Annotated in this window: 17 protein-coding genes; 15 read left to right on the top strand and 2 right to left on the bottom strand. The window is 46.0% G+C overall.

What is annotated here, in order from left to right; all coding sequences use genetic code 11:
• Nucleotides 1-15: 15 nt before the first annotated feature.
• Nucleotides 16-363, bottom strand: a complete 348-nt coding sequence (locus OM416_RS21780; protein WP_076333557.1) for a dehydrogenase — start codon at nucleotides 361-363, stop codon at nucleotides 16-18.
• A 160-nt stretch (nucleotides 364-523) separates the two neighbouring features.
• On the opposite strand from OM416_RS21780, the gene OM416_RS21775 reads away from it, so the two are divergent.
• From OM416_RS21775 to OM416_RS21710, 14 genes are all read left to right on the top strand, one after another.
• A complete protein-coding gene (locus tag OM416_RS21775; RefSeq protein ID WP_264932937.1) occupies nucleotides 524-1,138 on the top strand; it encodes a DedA family protein in 615 nt (204 codons plus the stop codon).
• Between the two features lie 2 nt (nucleotides 1,139-1,140).
• The gene (locus OM416_RS21770; protein WP_264932935.1) at nucleotides 1,141-1,710 is read left to right on the top strand and encodes a thioredoxin family protein; all 570 of its coding nucleotides are present in this window, start codon (nucleotides 1,141-1,143) and stop codon (nucleotides 1,708-1,710) included.
• Nucleotides 1,711-1,716: 6 nt separating this feature from the next.
• The gene (locus OM416_RS21765; protein WP_062836481.1) at nucleotides 1,717-2,349 is read left to right on the top strand and encodes an MBL fold metallo-hydrolase; all 633 of its coding nucleotides are present in this window, start codon (nucleotides 1,717-1,719) and stop codon (nucleotides 2,347-2,349) included.
• A 320-nt stretch (nucleotides 2,350-2,669) separates the two neighbouring features.
• Entirely contained in the window at nucleotides 2,670-2,936 is a 267-nt protein-coding gene (locus OM416_RS21760; protein WP_264932931.1) for a hypothetical protein, read from the top strand.
• A gap of 439 nt (nucleotides 2,937-3,375) precedes the next feature.
• Entirely contained in the window at nucleotides 3,376-3,759 is a 384-nt protein-coding gene (locus OM416_RS21755; RefSeq protein ID WP_024631336.1) for a hypothetical protein, read from the top strand.
• A gap of 205 nt (nucleotides 3,760-3,964) precedes the next feature.
• On the top strand, nucleotides 3,965-4,252 hold the full coding sequence (gene gatC, locus OM416_RS21750; protein WP_076333553.1) for an Asp-tRNA(Asn)/Glu-tRNA(Gln) amidotransferase subunit GatC: 288 nt from the start codon (nucleotides 3,965-3,967) through the stop codon (nucleotides 4,250-4,252).
• 27 nt (nucleotides 4,253-4,279) lie between these two features.
• On the top strand, nucleotides 4,280-5,737 hold the full coding sequence (gatA, locus tag OM416_RS21745) for an Asp-tRNA(Asn)/Glu-tRNA(Gln) amidotransferase subunit GatA (RefSeq protein WP_264932920.1): 1,458 nt from the start codon (nucleotides 4,280-4,282) through the stop codon (nucleotides 5,735-5,737).
• 26 nt (nucleotides 5,738-5,763) lie between these two features.
• Nucleotides 5,764-7,203, top strand: coding sequence for an Asp-tRNA(Asn)/Glu-tRNA(Gln) amidotransferase subunit GatB (gene gatB / locus OM416_RS21740; RefSeq protein WP_264932918.1), 1,440 nt, complete (start codon nucleotides 5,764-5,766; stop codon nucleotides 7,201-7,203).
• A 95-nt stretch (nucleotides 7,204-7,298) separates the two neighbouring features.
• Complete coding sequence (locus tag OM416_RS21735) at nucleotides 7,299-7,763, top strand: GNAT family N-acetyltransferase (protein ID WP_264932916.1); 465 nt, start codon at nucleotides 7,299-7,301, stop codon at nucleotides 7,761-7,763.
• 33 nt (nucleotides 7,764-7,796) lie between these two features.
• Nucleotides 7,797-8,507 carry an MgtC/SapB family protein gene (locus OM416_RS21730; RefSeq protein WP_017692302.1) on the top strand — a complete coding sequence of 237 codons (711 nt, stop codon included), beginning with the start codon at nucleotides 7,797-7,799 and terminating at the stop codon, nucleotides 8,505-8,507.
• Nucleotides 8,508-8,654: 147 nt separating this feature from the next.
• Entirely contained in the window at nucleotides 8,655-9,248 is a 594-nt protein-coding gene (locus OM416_RS21725) for a hypothetical protein (RefSeq protein ID WP_264932911.1), read from the top strand.
• A 26-nt stretch (nucleotides 9,249-9,274) separates the two neighbouring features.
• Nucleotides 9,275-10,684, top strand: coding sequence for a DUF4097 domain-containing protein (locus OM416_RS21720; RefSeq protein WP_264932909.1), 1,410 nt, complete (start codon nucleotides 9,275-9,277; stop codon nucleotides 10,682-10,684).
• 167 nt (nucleotides 10,685-10,851) lie between these two features.
• Nucleotides 10,852-11,274, top strand: a complete 423-nt coding sequence (gene perR / locus OM416_RS21715) for a peroxide-responsive transcriptional repressor PerR (RefSeq protein ID WP_026081471.1) — start codon at nucleotides 10,852-10,854, stop codon at nucleotides 11,272-11,274.
• 143 nt (nucleotides 11,275-11,417) lie between these two features.
• On the top strand, nucleotides 11,418-13,148 hold the full coding sequence (locus OM416_RS21710) for a glycosyl hydrolase family 18 protein (protein ID WP_264932899.1): 1,731 nt from the start codon (nucleotides 11,418-11,420) through the stop codon (nucleotides 13,146-13,148).
• Between the two features lie 271 nt (nucleotides 13,149-13,419).
• On the opposite strand, the gene OM416_RS21705 is transcribed toward OM416_RS21710, so the two are convergent.
• The gene (locus OM416_RS21705; RefSeq protein ID WP_145152286.1) at nucleotides 13,420-13,800 is read right to left on the bottom strand and encodes a DUF2614 family zinc ribbon-containing protein; all 381 of its coding nucleotides are present in this window, start codon (nucleotides 13,798-13,800) and stop codon (nucleotides 13,420-13,422) included.
• A gap of 122 nt (nucleotides 13,801-13,922) precedes the next feature.
• On the opposite strand from OM416_RS21705, the gene OM416_RS21700 reads away from it, so the two are divergent.
• Nucleotides 13,923-14,801, top strand: a complete 879-nt coding sequence (locus OM416_RS21700; RefSeq protein WP_264932896.1) for a nucleotidyltransferase-like protein — start codon at nucleotides 13,923-13,925, stop codon at nucleotides 14,799-14,801.
• Nucleotides 14,802-15,102: the final 301 nt, after the last annotated feature.

Genomic DNA, 15,102 nt, shown 5'->3' with positions numbered 1-15,102 from the left:
CTCATTGCTGCATTCCTACAGACGATACCCGCCAAATGCGTGCTGAAACGCCTCTTTTAATGGTTCAACATCCACTTCCCATAGCGCGGCGATCTCTGCACTGACATCCGTGTTCCACCACTCACATAATTTTTTGCGGTTGTCGCGATTCTCACCGATCCAGAGCAGATTCGTGATCACCTTACCGTAATAACATTCTTCCGCCTGCTTCATCCGTTCGGGGGAGACATACACTTTTAGCCTTTTGGCTGTACGATACAATTCCTTGCTGCATGCCCTGCGAATCCCCCTGGCGGAAGGAAGGTTTTGACCGGATTGCGTATGTTTGACCGGTGGAGAACCGGGTATTGACTTGTGTGACATCTTTTCACGCTCCTCTCCCCATACCATATGCGGACCGCTGCAAACGGGACACTATCCCAACCTCGTGAAGTAGCAACGTCTACAGCCCTGTGATAAAATAGGGACGAACATCCATGGTGCGGAGGGGCACCGCCAATCAGGATGGAGAAAGAGGGTTGAGATGGACTTTATTCATAACCTTGTCAGCCAATTGTTCGATTGGATTCAAAGTCTTGGTTACTTTGGAATCATGCTTGGATTAATGTTGGAAGTCATCCCGAGCGAAATTGTGCTGGCGTATGGAGGTTTTCTCGTTTCACAAGGTAATATCAACTTCTTCGGTGCTATGATTTTCGGTACGGTGGGCGGTGTGATTGCCCAGTTATTTATTTACTGGATTGGCCGTTATGGCGGCAGACCTGTACTTGAACGCTACGGTAAATACATACTCATCCAGAAAAAACACATCGACCATTCCGAGGAGTGGTTCCGCAAGTATGGTACAGGTGTCATTTTCACGGCGCGTTTTGTTCCGGTGGTAAGGCATGCAATCTCCATCCCGGCTGGCATCACGAAAATGCACGCAGGCAAATTCATCTTGCTGACTACACTCGCTGTTATACCTTGGACTGCATTGTTTATATATTTAGGGATGATTCTTGGAGATCAATGGAAGAATATTGATGAGAAAGCGGCGCCATATGTTATGCCTATTTTGCTGGTCGCTCTCGCCCTTATGATCGTTTATGTACTTATTAAATGGATGAATGCTCGTAAAAAGAAAGGAAGTGTCTAGTCATGGGTAAACCCAACTTGTCTCACAAATTCGGTAAAGGTCTTCCACCGAAAGATTTTATCGAGAGTATGACCAAGAACCAAAGTGAATTCCAGGCCAACTATGATAGCTTTACTTGGTCGAACGAAGAGGATCGTGAGTTCTTTGAGAGCCTGAACCATCGCGATGATCTGCGTGTGTTAATTCTGGCTGCGGACTGGTGCGGGGATGTTGTCCGTAATATTCCGGTTGTGTTCCAGGCCCTTGAAATCTCAGGAATCCCAACAGAAGTTCTGATTATGGAGAACCATCCGGAAGTGATGGATGAGTTCCTGACGATGGGTGGACGTTCCGTGCCAGTCGTTATTTTCGCAGATACAGGTGGCCATGTGCTCGGTCAGTGGGGACCTCGTCCGCAGCATGTACAGGAAGTTATGATTGAATTCAAACGTCTTAATCCGGATCGTGAAGCAGCAGATTATCAAGAAAATTTGGCTGTAGCACGTCAAGAGATTGGCAAACGTTATGGGGAAGGAACGGAGTCACATGCGGCCATTATCCATGAGCTGCGTGAACTGATTTCGGGTTACTAAGCCGATATGCTTAACATTCGTACGTTTTCATTAGGCCCACTTCAAACCAATGCGTATCTCTTACAAGGAGATGATCCGGGTAAAGCCGTCATTATTGATCCGGGTATGAATCCAGGGCCGCTGCTTAAGGCGATCCAAGACTTGGAGATTGAAGCCATTCTCCTGACTCATGCTCACTTTGACCATATGGGTGGGGTAGATGAGATCCGTAAATTGAAGGGTTGTCCCGTTTATCTTCATGATTTGGAGAGTGACTGGCTTACAACCCCGAAATTAAATGGATCTTTGAATTGGCCGCAGGCGACACCGCCGCTTTCGACAGATCCTGCTGAATATGCCATGGACGAAGGGCAGAAGCTGAATCTGATTGGTCATACGTTTAAAGTGTTCCATACACCGGGCCATTCACCTGGCAGTGTAAGTTTGCTTTGTGATAACGACCTGTTTGCCGGTGATGTGCTGTTCCGCATGGGTGTGGGCAGAACAGACCTGACAGGAGGTCGTGAACGCGATCTGATTGATTCCATCCAGAACAAGCTTTACACCTTTGCTGATGAAGTGAAAGTATATCCAGGTCATGGACCCAAAACGACCATTGGTTATGAGAAACAGAACAATCCTTACGTGTCCGCAAGATAATCCGACATGATATGTGAAGAAAGTCTGGACAAGTGACAACTTTTTCATTAGAATAGCAATTAGTTGTTACAAGCGTTAAGGCATCATCTAACTGAAGCATTACCAAGAAACACCCAACCTTGCGAAGCACGCAGACTGTGGTCTATACCCGGTTTGCGTTCTTTTTTTGTTTTCAGCTGTTTTTTTATCGAAAAAGCATCCCGTTTTACTCTACATACAGATATATCATGTGCTTAATCACAAGTCGTTTAGGTTCAAACAGCAAGTATTAGCAAGTACAAGTAAAGGTTAAGAATAGAAAGTTCAAGAAATAGTAGATCATGAGAGCGGGGAATATCAAAGTGGAAGAAACAAGAGTTATTCCGTTGGGACAGCGTGTCGAGTATCCGATTATTGAAGAAAACCGTCGCATAATGGAAAGTGGAAAAAGAGAAACTGGTACAAAACGAGCTTTAATACATAACCCAAGCGTGACCAGTGAAGCGATGAAGTCTAAGCAGAATATATGGACAAGCCGTGTATTGAGAAATGGAGCCTGCAACCAACCGTGGTTCGACAAGCTGCAAGATTACCGGAATCAAGTCTGATTGCCCGGGAAATTGTCGGGTTTAATTATTTTATCATTCCATTGAACGTTTCTGCATAGCCTGTCTTATTAACTCCAGATTGAACGGGAAGTAGATGATGATCATGATAAAGGCAGCTGAACTCGAAGAAGTACGCAGAGCAGTATCGGGAGACGATGGTTCAAGGCACATGTATCTTTCAGGACGCACGCAGACGTGGACGTTTCCCTTGGTTATGTGGAATCACCGAATTTCCCACGTCGCTCATTATTTACTGGTTTGTCGTGATTCGATCACAGCACAAGCCAGGTGCACGAAATCAGAAATAGCATCATTTTAAAAATGGAAAAAAAGATTTTGCACAAATATGTTGTTTAATTCTAGTATTCCTAGACATCGTTATTCTTTTCTAGTAGACTATACAAATAAATATTAAGATAGACTACCAGGAGGTTAGACGATGCTGCGATTAGGAGAGAAGGTTGTCATCGTCGCGGATGCGTTTGAGCAGAATCTTCCTGTGGGGGAATATGGTTTCATCATCGCTTATGACCGGAATCCGGACAATGCGTTCGATTACGTGCTTCGAGTGCCGCAGGTGAACCGGAACTTTTTTGTTCCATCCGGCGACGTCGATCTGGAAGAGGTTCTGCTGAAGCAGGAAGCTGAGCGGGTCGAGCGAGAAGCGTTGATAGATTACGCCCTTGCGACACACAATGAGAAGCTGTTTCATCATCTGATGAACGGAGATTTTCAAGCTGTGGAAGAGGAAGAGGAAACCGCGAACGATGTTATGTCACAGGCGGATTTTATAAAGCAGGTTAATCTGCGTGCATGGATTTAGTATTTTAAGAGTCGGCTGATGCCGGCTCTTTTTTATTTTATAAGATCGTTTTTAGCTTCCCAGAAGCTAGTCGGGTCATTTGCATTGAATTGTCGAACTATCTCACCTATAATGAAAAAAGTTATCTTGAGACTTTAGCCCGTTAAACGAGCGATTCGTTTCAGGTCGTTTCGGGAATCAGAACGAATGAAGGAGGCATCCGCTAATGAGTATTTCGAATAATGACGTTCAGCATGTGGCCAAGCTGGCCCGGCTCAACTTGACTGCTGAAGAAGAACAGACCCTGACAGGTCAGCTGAACGCGATTTTAAAATATGCAGAAAAGCTGAATGAGCTGGATACAGAAGACATCGAGCCCACCACTCACGTTCTGCACGTAAGCAATGTTATGCGTGATGATGAGACCAAAGAAAGCCTGTCCATTGAACAGGTGATGCGCAATGCACCGGAAGAAGAAGATGGGCAGTTTAAAGTGCCTGCAGTAATGGAATAACGGATAACCGGAAGGAGGACAAAAACTGTGAGTTTATTTGAACAATCGTTGCCTGAGTTACATAACAAGCTGCATGCCAAAGAGCTGTCGGTCACCGATCTGGTGGATCAGGCGTATCAGAACATTGGCGCGCATGACGATAAAGTTAAGGCATATTTGGCACTGGATGAAGAACAAGCACGCGCTCGTGCACGTCAACTGGATGACCGTCTGGTTAGCGGCGAGGAGAAAGGTTTGCTCTTTGGTCTACCTGTAGGTATTAAGGATAACATCGTTACGAACGGACTGCGCACGACGTGTGGTAGCCAATTCCTTCGTAATTTCGACCCGGTGTATGACGCGACAGTTGTCGAGAAATTGAAAGCTGCGGACACCGTAACTATTGGTAAACTCAACATGGATGAATTCGCCATGGGCGGCTCCAATGAGAATTCAAGTTTCTCCCCTGTACGTAATCCATGGGCACTTGATCGTGTTCCAGGAGGTTCCAGCGGTGGTTCTGCAGCAGCTGTGGCTGCGGGAGAAGCGTACTTCACGCTTGGATCAGATACAGGTGGCTCCATCAGACAGCCTGCTTCGTATTGTGGTGTTGTTGGATTGAAACCGACATACGGACTTGTTTCCCGCTTTGGATTGGTTGCATTTGCATCATCCCTGGATCAGATTGGTCCTTTGACGAAAAATGTTGAAGATTCTGCCTATGTATTGCAAGCCATTGCTGGTTATGACGCCAAAGATTCGACATCTGCAAAAGTAGAGATTCCGGATTATTTGAACGGACTGACAGGTGATGTCAAAGGGCTTCGCATTGCTGTTCCGAAGGAATACATCGGTGAAGGCGTAGATACACAAGTGAAAGAAACGGTTTTGTCTGCATTGAAAGTTCTCGAAGGACTCGGGGCAACATGGGAAGAAGTATCCCTTCCGCATACCGAATATGCGGTGGCTACGTATTACCTGCTTGCATCTTCAGAGGCTTCCTCCAACTTGGCTCGATTTGATGGCGTGCGTTATGGTGTGCGTGCAGACAATCCGGATAACCTGCTGGATCTGTATCATCAGTCCCGCAGCCAAGGCTTTGGTCCAGAAGTGAAACGCCGTATCATGCTCGGAACGTATGCACTCAGCTCGGGTTACTATGATGCCTATTATCTGAAAGCACAGAAAGTGCGTACATTGATCAAACAGGATTTCGACAATGTATTTGCCAAATATGATGTGATTATTGGACCAACTGCGCCAACTACGGCATTCAAACTGGGTTCACAGGTGGATGATCCACTTACGATGTATCTGAACGATATTTTGACGATTCCGGTTAACCTGGCTGGTGTACCTGCTGTTAGCATTCCATGTGGATTCTCGGATGGACTGCCTGTCGGCCTGCAGATTATCGGTAAAGCCTTTGATGAAACAACCGTATTGCGTGTAGCGCATGCGTTTGAACAAAATACAGAATTCCATAAGCAGCGTCCGCAGCTGTAGACTGCCCGGAACGGAGGAATATAGAAATGTCCGCATCTAAATATGAAACGGTCGTTGGACTTGAAGTCCACGTGGAGTTGCATACGAACTCCAAAATTTTCTGTGGCTGCTCCACAGCTTTTGGAGCTCCGCCGAATACGCATACCTGCCCGGTCTGTCTCGGACATCCGGGTGTACTGCCTGTATTGAATCGTCAGGCGGTAGACTACGCAATGAAGGCAGCTATGGCTCTGAATTGTACGATTGCTGATGTCAGCAAGTTTGACCGTAAAAACTACTTTTACCCCGATTCACCCAAAGCCTATCAAATCTCGCAATTCGATCAACCGATCGGTGAGAATGGCTGGATTGATATCGAAGTGAATGGTGAAACGAAACGAATCGGCATCACGCGTCTTCACTTGGAAGAAGATGCAGGGAAGCTTACGCATATCGATGGCGGATACGCTTCTTTGGTGGACTTTAACCGTGTCGGTACTCCACTCGTTGAGATTGTATCCGAACCTGAGATTTCTTCTCCGGAAGAGGCGCGTGCGTATCTTGAAAAAATGCGTGCGATCATGCAGTACTGTGATGTGTCAGACGTGAAGATGGAGGAAGGATCACTGCGTTGTGACGCTAACATCAGTTTGCGTCCACATGGACAGGAGAAGCTGGGAACGAGAGCCGAGCTGAAAAACATGAACTCCTTCCGTGGTGTTCAGCGTGGTCTGGAATATGAACAATATCGTCAGGCTGAGATTCTGGATGATGGCGGCGAAGTGGTTCAGGAGACGCGTCGCTGGGACGAAGCTCAAGGGAAAACACTGTCGATGCGTGGCAAGGAACAGGCGCATGACTATCGTTATTTCCCAGACCCGGATCTGGTGAAGCTGCATATCGATGAAGCCTGGAAAGAGCGGATCAGAGCTACCATACCTGAGCTTCCAGACGAGCGCAAGGCGCGTTACACGGCTGATTATGGATTGCCTAGCTATGATGCAGAGGTTATTACCTCCTCCAAAGCTGTGGCAGATCTTTTTGAAGATAGCTTGAAATTCACTCAGGATGCCAAATCCGTATCCAACTGGATCATGGGCGACTTGTTGGGTTACCTGAATACGAGCAATCTTGAGGTGACTCAGGTTCCACTGACAGGTCAAGGTTTGGGTGAGATGATCGGACTGCTGGAGAAGGGTACCATTAACAGCAAAATCGCCAAAACGGTATTCAAGGAAATGTTGGAGAGCGGCAAGCTTCCACAGCAGATCGTTGAAGAGAAAGGTCTTGTGCAGATTAGTGATGAAGGTGCTATTCTTGCCATCGTTGAGCAGGTTGTGGCGAATAATCCTCAATCGGTGGAAGACTATAAAGCTGGTAAACAGAAAGCCATTGGCTTCCTCGTTGGTCAGGTTATGAAAGAAAGCAAAGGCAAGGCGAATCCCGCCCTGGCCAACCAACTGCTTGCAGATGTACTGAACCGCTAATCCTTCCGGTGAGGCCGGACAGAAAGAGGCTCGTCCCTGTGACAGCCTCTTTTTGTTATTATGGAGACAAATGTATTTCGGACGGGGGAACGGATATGAACATTCAACCATTGTCACTGAGTGATCTGGAGATGTTGGGACAGCTATGGAGACTTCAACATGTAGCCTATCGATTGGAAGCCGAAATCATCGGATTTGAGGAGATTCCTCCTTTGATGGATACGATGGAGACACTTCGGGATTGTGGGGAGAGCTTTTACGGTTGTATCCATGATGACGGAGAGCTTATCGGGGCTGTCGCTGTAGCAGAGGAAGAGGAGAACACACTGACCATTACACGAATGATGGTGCACCCGGATCACTTTCGCAAGGGAATTGCTGCATCTTTGATGACGTATGTGTTGGAACAGCATGCGGATCTTCCTCGTTATATCGTCTCCACAGGAACGCTGAATCAACCCGCTGTGAATCTGTACACCAAATTCGGTTTTAACCCCGTGGAAGTCACACAGATTGCACCTGGAGTGGAATTAACGACTTTTCACAAGAATAAACTTTAATCATATTAACAACTTCGAGGAGGAATACCGACTTTGGGTGATCCCTGGTTCATTGATGAGTGGCACATTTTATTACGATTATTACTGGCCATGCTGCTTGGAGGGCTCGTAGGCCTGGAGCGGGAACGGTCCAATCATGCCGCCGGTTTGCGTACCCATATTCTGGTATGTCTTGGTTCTGCACTGATTATGATGTTGTCTGTTTATGGCTTTAAAGATTTTGCTAATGAATTAAATGTAAGGATCGATCCAGCGCGTCTGGCTACAGCTGTAATTACTGGTGTCGGATTCCTGGGAGCAGGGACTATTCTCTTCACGGGAAAATCCATTACTGGACTGACTACGGCAGCTTCAATCTGGGTTGTTGCAGCCATTGGGCTCGCAGCAGGTGCGGGATTCTTCTTTGCCTCTATCGTATCCACCGTTCTGGTATTGCTTAATCTCTGGGTATTTAACAAATTAGAGCTAAGGTATCTACGAGGGAACAAACTGCATGTCGTTACACTTCATACCTTATCAGAACCCGGTTTTCTGGAACAGCTGTCTTCATGTATGGAGCAAGAGAAGATCAAAATTCGTAAAATTACGGTGAATGAACAGGATCTCGCTTATGCAGAGATGGTATCGGTTGAACGTAAAATTGAGATTGTGTTACATGTTCAGGTACCGCATGATTTCCAAACGGTAGGCTTGGTATCCAAGTTAAGACAATGGGAACACGTTACCAAGGTGTCGATCGAATAAATGAATTACAACCCTCCCCAGGCCAGCTGTGCCGGAGGGTTTTTGGTCATATCCATATTTCTTCCAGTTACTCTCCATGCTCTTTAGGGTACTATCTAACCAAATGCATAAAGAGCGGAAGGTCAGTTTAGAAGAGAGGAGTATCTTATGAAACGGAGACGTCAATCGAACAAAAAGGGCAGTGCAGTTCGGACCAAACCGGTCAGGAATCGGACTCATAAGTTTATTGCAGGTTTACTGAGCGCTATTATCCCTGGCCTGGGTCATATTTATCTGAGATTGTACATGAGAGGTTTGACCTTTATGCTGCTTGTTTTGCTTGATCTGTCAGCAGTGTTGTACTTCTCATCCATTGGTATACAGATCAATGTGCCACTGCTCATCTTGCTGGCTTTGTGTATCCCAGTTATTTACTTTTACAATGTATATGATGTGCTGCAATCGGCGGATTGGGTCATGATGCGTAGACGCAGAGCAGTAACCCAAGCAACTTCGGACAAGCCGATATCCAATGAACGTTCTATACGGGATGCAATGATGGTCTGGGAGAAAGGCATATCATTCGGATTGCTTTTGATTGTGGGAGGGTCTTTAATGGTGCTGTTCTTCCGCAAACCACGCTGGTTCCAAGAGATCCTCGCCATGTATGGCGGTTATTCCTTTGCGATTCTCATGATCCTAGGAGGATTACTTCTGTTTGGGCGTGAGCTTTGGGTAATGTTGAACAAGAAAAAAATGTAGTTGAAACGATATAAGGGGGGAACGTGATGAACCGTAAAGTCCGGGTTGGCCGCTATACGGCTGCCGCCTTAATCATAGCGGTCGGTGTGCTGTTGATTTTGGATAAACGGTGGGGAACTGACTATGTATATGATATGGTGGACTGGTGGCCATTTTTGCTCGTTGTTTTGGGTGTGGAATATATTATGCTGTTCCTGTGGACACGCAGAAGAAAAAAAGTGCAATCAAATCATTCGGGTAATCCTGACGAACCCATAAAAGTACGTTTCAGACCCGATGCCAAAGGCATTCTGACTTCGTTGATTTTGGCGGCTTCGGTATTTATTGTTACAGAGCAGGATCACTACATGCACTTATGGAATAGAGTGAGTCTAAATCTAGGTGCGGCCTCCATGGACTACAGTCAAGCTGCAGGATATATGGAGGATAAGGGCACGATTCGTGTACCTGTTGGTATGGATACGTCAGATCTGGTAGTCGAAGGTGTCAACGGGGATATCTCGGTACAACGGGGAGACACGGAGGAGATTGAAGTACGAACGGTTATCTGGGTGGATCAGACGACGGAAGTACAGGCGAAGGCTGTAGCGGATGCCTCTTTTGTGGAGACCGATGGTACGAAAGTGATTCATATCAAGGCTACAGGCAAAACGTATGGAGAAAATGAAAAAACGCAGCCGCGGATGAATCTCACCATAACAATTCCGGATGATCGTCGCTTTAATCTGGATATTCGAACTTCCAATGGAGCCATATTGTTAAACCGTCCCGAAGCCATTAGTACCATATTCGCAGAAACGGGTAACGGCCGTATCCGTATTACCAATGCCGTTGGAGATATCTCGGGGAAAACGTTGAACGGGGACGTCATTGTTGCCAACGCTATTGGCAATGTAGATCTTGACAGTAACCGTGGGGATATGAAGGCCCGCGGCGTTTCCGGTGATGTCGATCTGACCACACAAGTGGGAAGTATCAGTATCGCGGACTCTGTCGGCGAATTCACGGCAGAGACACGTAACGGCAATATTACGCTGGATGGTGCCAACCTGGGAATCAAAGCCCAATCGCTCAATGGCAGTATTAACATCGTATCTGCTAAAGTCGGAGGGGACTGGGATGTATACAGTGCTGTAGGTGCTATTAACGTGCTATTGCCTGATCGGGGCGACTACAGTCTGGCTGGTTCCAGCAGTTACGGAGATTTAAGCACGGATCTGCCTTTCAAAGTGCAGAATAAAACCATAGAAGGCCAGCTCGGTGAGGGTGAGTACAGGGTGAAAATCGAAGGTAACAGCGATCTCACCATTCAGAGCAACCCCGCTGTGTCTACACCGGATACAGTCACACAGGAATCTGAGGATAACGCTGAAGGTATGGAACAAACGACCGAAGACGGAGCAAATTCCCAGGATGATTCTACAGAGGTTCCTTGACGGCCGCGTTGACAATAAACTTGTAATCGCCGTACAATAAATGTACACTGGCAAGATTACACGACACGAAAGATGTGTTGTCGTTGTTAATGGCCGGGAATTAACTCTGTACGATGAGCCAGCAATATACTCGTCAGCAGAGAATGAAAGGTAAGGCGGTGGGTTTTATGGCAACACGTGTCCAACATGCGTTGGAGCATCTGAAAACGACCGGTGTCCGTATTACACCCCAGCGTCATGCCATATTGAACTATCTGATGGAATCCATGGGGCATCCGACAGCCGATGAAATTTACCGAGCGCTTGAACCCCAATTTCCCAGTATGAGCGTGGCGACGGTATATAACAATTTGAAGATGTTTCTGGAAGCTGGCATGGTCCGGGAATTGACATACGGAGATAATTCAAGCCGCTTCGATGCCAATGTGACGGATCATTATCATGTTATCTGTGATCAATGCGGCAAGATTGAAGACTTCAGCTATCCTTCACTCAAAAGTGTAGAGCTTCAAGCAGAGTCTAGTACAGGATTTGAAGTGCACGGTCACCGATTGGAAGTATATGGCGTTTGTAAAAGTTGCAGGGATTAAGAGAGTTGAATTACAATATTAGCGTGTAGAATTCAGTATGGATTCTTCACGCTTTTTTTTAGCATTTATGCAAAATGCTCATTTCTATAACAACTTATGCGCACATCCTTATGATTCAGCATAATTAACGGAGGTAGACGTTTTTGGGTAGAAAAAGCAGATATACAGGTAAGAAGCGACGTTCATTTTGGCCCGGTTTTCTCGGGGCTTGTCTGATCGCCGGGGGGGCTTACTGGCTTATAACGAATGTATGGTTGAACCAGACTCATGAAGACCCCGATTGGGTAGGAAGAAACCAGCCTATTTTTGTGGATGGGCAACTGATGGACGGAGACGCTTCGGGTACAGGAGATCAACTCAAGTTACCTGTAAAGGTGCTGCAAGAGGCGATTGATGCGGGCATACGTTATGAACCAGAGTCGGGAGATATCATTATTGCTTCTCCTCAGCGAGTCCTTCATATGAAGGAGGGCAGTACACAAGCAGAACTTAATCACAAAGATTATCCTATGACGGTTAAGCCGGAGGTTAAGGATGGGGAAGCATACATTCCGCTAAAACCTTTGAAAGAAGTATACGGCATCGCCATACAGGAAGATTCGGTAACAGGTGCTGTGCTGCTGATGCGTGGAGGAGACACGATACAATATGCAGAGATTGATACGTTGTCATCCAAAGCGGACAAAACGGTGGCGTTATATAAACGTGGGGGAGAATCCTCACCAATCATTGCCGATATGGAAAAGAATGCACGAGTACGTGTATGGCAGACGGGTGATAAACAGAGTTTTGTTCAACTCGATAATGGATATGCCGGATACGTAGATAATGATTATATTGCGCTCACCGAGAAAAAGAAGGTGGACATGCCCAAGTATACGCTGACTGCAGCAGAGAAGAAGTGGCAAAATAAACCGGTTAACCTGGTTTGGGAAGCCGTGTATAATCGTCAGCCTGATGTGGGTTCTATTGGTAAAATGCCTGGTGTGAATGTGGTTAGCCCCACATGGTTCCACATTACAGATGGACAGGGCACTGTGAAAAGCAAGGGAGACCAAGCTTATGTGAACTGGGCTCACCGTTCGGGTATGGAAGTGTGGGGGCTCATGGATAACAGCTTTGACCCGGACATTACCAAAGAAGCCGTAGCTTCTTACGCGACACGAACTCATATTATCGAGCAGATGTTAGAGTATGCACAGACATATCAGTTGGACGGTATCAACATCGACTTTGAGAACGTGTATACAGATGACGGGCCAAATATTACGCAATTTGTGCGTGAGATCAAGGCGATGGCTCGCATACATGGATTGATGTTATCAATCGATGTAACACCGAAATCCAACAGTGAAATGTGGTCTGCCTTTCTGGATCGCCGTGCATTAGGTTCTTTTGCCGACTATGTTATTGTGATGGCCTATGATGAACATTGGGCGGCTAGTCCCAAGGCGGGTTCGGTAGCGTCTCTTCCATGGACTGAGGCTTCCATGAGACGCATACTTGAGGAAGATGAAGTACCTTCTAACAAGTTGATTATGGCAGTGCCGCTTTATACTCGGATCTGGACGGAAGAGACGAACGATCAAGGGGAGGTTAAGGTGTCTTCCAAAGCGGTAGGCATGAATAGCATTGTCGATCTGATTCAAGAAAAGAAACTCAAACCCGAATTGGATCAGGCAAGTGGACAGAACTATGTGGAATATGAGGAAGACGGAGCGACCAAGAAAATATGGATCGAAGATGCCGTGTCCCTTCAGGCGCGTGTGGATTTGATTGCTTCGTTGAAGCTGGGCGGAGTAGCGGCGTGGAATCGTAGTTTTGCCAATGCTTCTGCGTGGGAGATATTGAAACAGGCCGGTTACCAGAAATAAAATCCTTTTGCTTCGGTATCGAATAATCGCTTCCCTTGTTTAGTTTCGCAAAGCCAAAAGTTTCTCCTGTTTGATATCATCATACTTGCAATCTAATGATTTATTGGCTACAGGACTTATAACTTAACTTCGTATCTTAGTTAGTCATAATAGTAAAACGGAGACATTTATAACTCAAGTCAAAAAAGGTCCGGTAGACATACCGGGCCTTTTTTTTGTTCTTCAATGAAATTAAGGTGAAAGAAATCTAGCGGTTGGAGAACGATTCGTACTATCCTTCGGTGGGGGGAGCTGTTGTAGAAGGCGCTTTCAGTTGTTGACTTGTTGTATTGGCCTTATTAGGGTCAAGGGTGAGGATGGTATGACAGAACATACAACGATCCGTCTTGCCCAGCATTTTGGTTAACTTCCCGCATTCCGGGCAGTCGACTTGTACAGCACTGGTAGAGAGCATGCCGGCCCAAAAATAAATGGCTAGACTGGCCATCATGGCAATCAGTCCGATGACGAGTCCTACAGCTGCGAATACCTTGCCTGCGTGTCCCCAGAATACAATCCCGGCTGTCCCCAGTATCATTAGGCCCATACCTAGCATGGTTAGCAGTAATCCCCAAGTGCGAAAAGCATTAATTTTTGCTGATTTAAAAATCATGAAAAATGCTCCTATCGTATGAGTAGTATCGGACCTGGAAAAGAAGGAAACTTCAGTCTGGATGTAGAATTACATTATAACTGACTTGGCGCTTATCTGCCATGAAATGTATGGAGGGAATCGTGGAATTAAAGAACCTTGCTTTTTTGTCCGAACAGTCGGAAGAGACGGGGGCAGTTGGGGCTATCGCTTATTCCCACCCGGGAGAGCGATTCCACGGCTCCCTAGTTCAAGATTTTGAATTATTAGTACTTGTTGTTCATAATGATGACCAATTGAAGTCGACGGTGGGACATTATAGATATGGTGATCTTCGTTATCAAATGATCTATGCGAGCCGTCATGAGTTACAGAGTAGTGTCGTTACCGGGAATCATAATAACCTCACTCAGTGTCTGATTGAAGGTGAGATCATCTGGGAAGCGGACAGCACCTTAAGTGATTTGCGAGAAGAACTGTCTACCTTTGGCACAGAATTGCGTGAGCAGAAGCTGCTTCATGAATTCACCAGTTTCTTGAGAATGTATGTGGAGGCCAAGCGTCATATCCAGGAAGGGCATGTTGTAGACGCCTATTACAATGTATTAGAGGCTCTGGGGAACTGGGCAAGAATTGTGTTGATTGAACAAGGGATATACCCGGATCATGCCGTCTGGACTCATGTACAGAATCTGGATCGTGCTTTGTGGAAACTATATCAGGAGCTTACCGTGAGCTCCGAGACGCTGGAGCAGCGAGTAGAGCTTGTCCTGCTTGCGTGTGAGTTTTCCGTAATGTCCAAAATGAGTGAATGCTCAGAGTTGCTGCTGCGTGTGTTAAGAAGTCGCAAAGAGCCGTGGAGCATGAATGAACTTGTTCATCATCCTCAGTTAAGATTTGTTCGAGAAGATCTGCCTTTGGTTCTGCGCAAGCTGGTCTTTCGTTCTATTGTAAAAGAATCTGCAGGATGGCCATCGATCGGAGGAGAGGGCCGAGAAATTCGGTATTGGATTGAGGCATAATATTCTCCAATAGCTTGGTATTATATGAATCACATTAAGGAGGGGAAACCTTCCTTTTTTGTTTGTTTAATAATTTATAAAAAAATATTGACTCTCATTCGTGATATATGATACATTATATTTCGTTCCTCAAACGAGCTTATCGTCAACAAACGATAAATTCTTCAGAGGAAAAGTGAAGAACAAAAGCTTCAAAAAAAGAAATTAAAAAAAGTTCTTGACGAAAACAAACGAAATGTGATACATTATTTAAGTCGCCGCCGAAACTTGGTTGAGACGAAAGAAGAGTAAAACAAATCGT

This window comes from Paenibacillus sp. LS1 (assembly GCF_026013365.1).
GTDB lineage: Bacteria > Bacillota > Bacilli > Paenibacillales > Paenibacillaceae > Paenibacillus.
The sequence above is the reverse complement of the archived record's forward strand: the minus strand, read 5'-3'. Positions and strand labels throughout refer to the sequence as shown.

Bases quoted from the DNA above. Each gene is read 5' to 3' on its own strand.
- OM416_RS21780 (WP_076333557.1), bottom strand. From the start codon at position 363: ATGTCACACAAGTCAATACCCGGTTCTCCACCGGTCAAACATACGCAA.
- OM416_RS21775 (WP_264932937.1), top strand. From the start codon at position 524: ATGGACTTTATTCATAACCTTGTCAGCCAATTGTTCGATTGGATTCAA.
- OM416_RS21770 (WP_264932935.1), top strand. From the start codon at position 1,141: ATGGGTAAACCCAACTTGTCTCACAAATTCGGTAAAGGTCTTCCACCG.
- OM416_RS21765 (WP_062836481.1), top strand. From the start codon at position 1,717: ATGCTTAACATTCGTACGTTTTCATTAGGCCCACTTCAAACCAATGCG.
- OM416_RS21760 (WP_264932931.1), top strand. From the start codon at position 2,670: ATGAGAGCGGGGAATATCAAAGTGGAAGAAACAAGAGTTATTCCGTTG.
- OM416_RS21755 (WP_024631336.1), top strand. From the start codon at position 3,376: ATGCTGCGATTAGGAGAGAAGGTTGTCATCGTCGCGGATGCGTTTGAG.
- gatC (WP_076333553.1), top strand. From the start codon at position 3,965: ATGAGTATTTCGAATAATGACGTTCAGCATGTGGCCAAGCTGGCCCGG.
- gatB (WP_264932918.1), top strand. From the start codon at position 5,764: ATGTCCGCATCTAAATATGAAACGGTCGTTGGACTTGAAGTCCACGTG.
- OM416_RS21735 (WP_264932916.1), top strand. From the start codon at position 7,299: ATGAACATTCAACCATTGTCACTGAGTGATCTGGAGATGTTGGGACAG.
- OM416_RS21725 (WP_264932911.1), top strand. From the start codon at position 8,655: ATGAAACGGAGACGTCAATCGAACAAAAAGGGCAGTGCAGTTCGGACC.
- OM416_RS21720 (WP_264932909.1), top strand. From the start codon at position 9,275: ATGAACCGTAAAGTCCGGGTTGGCCGCTATACGGCTGCCGCCTTAATC.
- perR (WP_026081471.1), top strand. From the start codon at position 10,852: ATGGCAACACGTGTCCAACATGCGTTGGAGCATCTGAAAACGACCGGT.
- OM416_RS21705 (WP_145152286.1), bottom strand. From the start codon at position 13,800: ATGATTTTTAAATCAGCAAAAATTAATGCTTTTCGCACTTGGGGATTA.